2 protein-coding genes are annotated in these 1,455 nt (G+C 70.4%); both read left to right on the forward strand.

Going from position 1 to position 1,455, the window contains the following annotated elements; all coding sequences use genetic code 11:
- Window positions 1-89: 89 nt before the first annotated feature.
- Window positions 90-293, forward strand: coding sequence for a phage head-tail joining protein (locus EOW65_RS19780; RefSeq protein WP_128152389.1), 204 nt, complete (start codon window positions 90-92; stop codon window positions 291-293).
- A gap of 5 nt (window positions 294-298) precedes the next feature.
- On the forward strand, window positions 299-1,455 hold a 1,157-nt coding region (locus EOW65_RS19785), incomplete at its 3' end, for a phage portal protein (RefSeq protein ID WP_240664806.1).

The raw sequence follows: 1,455 nt of genomic DNA on the forward strand, positions 1-1,455 counted from the left end.
CTGCCGCGGGGCGGAAAGCCCCGCCCCGAACAGAAACCGACAACCGCAGATGCAGATCCGGGCTGGGTGCCCGACCGGGAGGATTGGCTATGAGCTTCACGCAGGAACAGCTTGACGCGCTGCGCGCCGCCCGGGCCACGGGGGCGCTCGAGGTGAGCCAGGGCAACGAGCGGGTGCGCTATCGCAGCCTCGCCGAGCTCGACCGGGTGATCGCCCGGGCCGAGGCGGCGGTGGCCGGGACGGGCACGCGCCGGCCGACGCATTTCCAGCCGGTGTTCGACAGGGGCGCGTGAGCGACATGGGTATGAACATCCTCGACCGGGCGCTTCGGCAGATCGCGCCCCGCACCGCGCTGCGCCGGGTGCAGGCGCGCGCAGCGCTTGACGTGCTGATGCGCTACGAGGCGGCAACGCCCGGCGGGCGGGCCAGCTCGTGGCGGCCGACCGCGGCCGATGCCGACACCGAGGCGGGGGTGGCGCGGCAGCGCCTCGCCTTCGTCGCGCGCGACATGGTGCGCAACACGGCCTTCGCCTCGCGGGTGCAGACGGTCATCGCGAACAACGTGGTGGGCGACGGCATCATCCCGAAGGTGACGGGGCGCTCGAAAGCGGCGCGCGAGAGCCTGCTGCGCTCGGTCGAGGCGCATTGCGACACCACGGCCATCGACGCCGACGGCCGGCAGAACCTCTACGGGCTGCAGCGGCTGGCGATGAACACCGTGGTCGAGGCGGGTGAGGTGCTGATCCGCTACCGGCCGCGGGATCTTGGCGACGGGTTGCCGCTGCCGTTCCAGCTGCAGATCCTCGAGCCCGACTATCTGGACGGCAGCCGGGACGGTGCGTTGGCGAATGGCAATGTCGTGCAGGGCGGGATCGAGTTCGACACCATCGGCCGGCGCGTGGCCTATTATCTCTTCACCGAGCATCCGGGCTCGAACACGCGGCGCCTGCGGTTCGAGAGCCGGCGCATCCCGGCCGATCTCGTGCTGCACATCTACCGTCAGGACCGCCCCGGGCAGATGCGCGGGGTGAGCTGGTTCGCCCCGGTCGCGCTGCGGCTGCAGGATTTCGCGGACGGTCAGGACGCGCATCTCGTGCGACAGAAGATCGCCGCCTGCTTTGCCGCGTTCCGCGTCGCCCCGGATGCCGAGTTCGAGGCGGCGGACGCGACCGACCCGGCCTCGCTCGGCAAGATCATCCCCGGGCGCATCCAGAACCTGCAGCCGGGCGAGGATATCCGGTTCGGGACGCCGCCGCAGGTGGGCGGGGTCGACGAGTTCTATCGCTGGGTGATGCGGGCGGTGAGCGCCGATGTCGGCATCACCTACGAGGCGCTGACCAACGACTTCTCGAACGTCAACTTCTCCTCGGCCCGGATGGGGCGGATGGAGATGGACCGCAACGTGTCGTCCTGGCAGTGGCTGATGATGGTGCCGCAGATGATGCAGCCGATCGG

The sequence above is a fragment of the Paenirhodobacter ferrireducens genome, from assembly GCF_004022265.1.
Lineage (GTDB): Bacteria > Pseudomonadota > Alphaproteobacteria > Rhodobacterales > Rhodobacteraceae > Rhodobacter > Rhodobacter ferrireducens.

Coding starts and splice junctions, on each gene's coding strand:
- EOW65_RS19780 (WP_128152389.1), top strand. CDS start 90: ATGAGCTTCACGCAGGAACAGCTTGACGCGCTGCGCGCCGCCCGGGCC.